The 1,390-nt window shown below is 51.7% G+C and carries 2 protein-coding genes; one reads left to right on the forward strand and one right to left on the reverse strand.

Annotation, left to right across the window (positions count from 1 at the left end):
* Positions 1-104: 104 nt before the first annotated feature.
* Positions 105-1,037 carry a carbohydrate kinase family protein gene (locus tag AS151_RS00270; protein WP_071515074.1) on the reverse strand — a complete coding sequence of 311 codons (933 nt, stop codon included), beginning with the start codon at positions 1,035-1,037 and terminating at the stop codon, positions 105-107.
* Positions 1,038-1,072: 35 nt separating this feature from the next.
* On the opposite strand from AS151_RS00270, the gene AS151_RS21795 reads away from it, so the two are divergent.
* A complete protein-coding gene (locus AS151_RS21795; RefSeq protein ID WP_170861262.1) occupies positions 1,073-1,231 on the forward strand; it encodes a hypothetical protein in 159 nt (52 codons plus the stop codon).
* Positions 1,232-1,390 lie beyond the last annotated feature (159 nt).

Here is a 1,390-nt window from a genome sequence, read left to right on the forward strand (position 1 = left end):
TCGAAATTTTTTCGCTATTTTTCCATTTCTACAATTGATGGCGCGACTTGCCCACCTTGCGGTTGGGACTGTTAGCGCCGCGCCACCTAGACTAACGAAAAATCTTAGTAAGTATAACCAAACGCCTTCTGGAACTGTTCTTTGAACTCTTCTGGCGTAAAGCTGTGGTTCTGGGTGCCGTGATGGGAAATCTTGATCGAACCCATTAGCGAAGCAATCCGCCCTGTGGTTGGCCAGTCTAGGTCCTGCTCAAAACCGTATAGCAATCCAGCTCGGTACGCATCGCCGCAGCCAGTGGGGTCGTTGACTGCTTCTGGTTTCACCGAGGGAATTTGATGGTGTTCGTTGCCGGCGTAAATATCGGAACCCTCACCGCCACGGGTTACAACGAGCGCTTCTACCCGTTCGGCGACTTGGTTTTCGCTGAGACCGGTGCGATCGCGCAACAATTGCCATTCATAGTCGTTTAGGGTAACGTATGTGGCTAGGTCCACAAAATGTGCCAGTTCTTCGCCGTTGAACATGGGCATGCCCTGACCGGGGTCGAAGACAAAGGGAATGCCAGCTTCGGCAAATTGCTCGGCGTGTTGCAGCATGGCATCGCGACCGTCAGGGGCAACAATGCCTACTTTAACGCCGTTGGCATCCGCAACTTTGTTTGCGTGAGCGTGCTGCATGGCACCGGGGTGAAAGGCAGTGATTTGGTTGTCATCCAGGTCGGTGGTGATGAATGCCTGACCGGTGAACTCACTGTCGATTTTCTTGATATGATTTTGCGGGATGCCGTGTTTGTCCAGCCACTCAGCGTAGTCCCCAAAATCGGAGCCAACGGTGGCCATGGGCAACGGCGAACCTCCGAGTAGTTTGAGATTGTAAGCGATGTTGCCGGCGCAGCCCCCGAACTGGCGTCGCATTTCGGGAACCAAGAAAGACACATTCAAGATATGTACTTGGTCGGGCAGAATGTGATTCTTGAATCGGTCCTGAAAGACCATGATGTTGTCATATGCGAATGAACCGCAAATGAGTGCTGACATAACAGAATCGGTCCTCGTTTCGTTTTAACTTTATCGTGCGACTGCTACTGTGGAAAATCCCCGGCAATTCAGCCAAGTTTGGCTTGCAGGCAGTTTCCGGATGTTCCAGTCGAGCAGCAGAAAACCTATTTTACCATTTTTGCGATCGCTTTCTGGGACTTTCTAGCGGCGATCGCGAAAACGCAGACAAATAGCCACCAAAGATGCAGGCTGAACTACCCACAGATCGCTTTCTGGGACTTTCTAGGGGCGATCGCGAAAACGCAGACAATAGCCAGCAAGGATGCAGGCTGAACCACCCACAGATCGCTTTCTGAGACTTTCTAGGGGCGATCGCGAAAACACAGACAAAT

The organism is Geitlerinema sp. PCC 9228 (genome assembly GCF_001870905.1).
GTDB lineage: Bacteria > Cyanobacteriota > Cyanobacteriia > Cyanobacteriales > PCC-9228 > PCC-9228.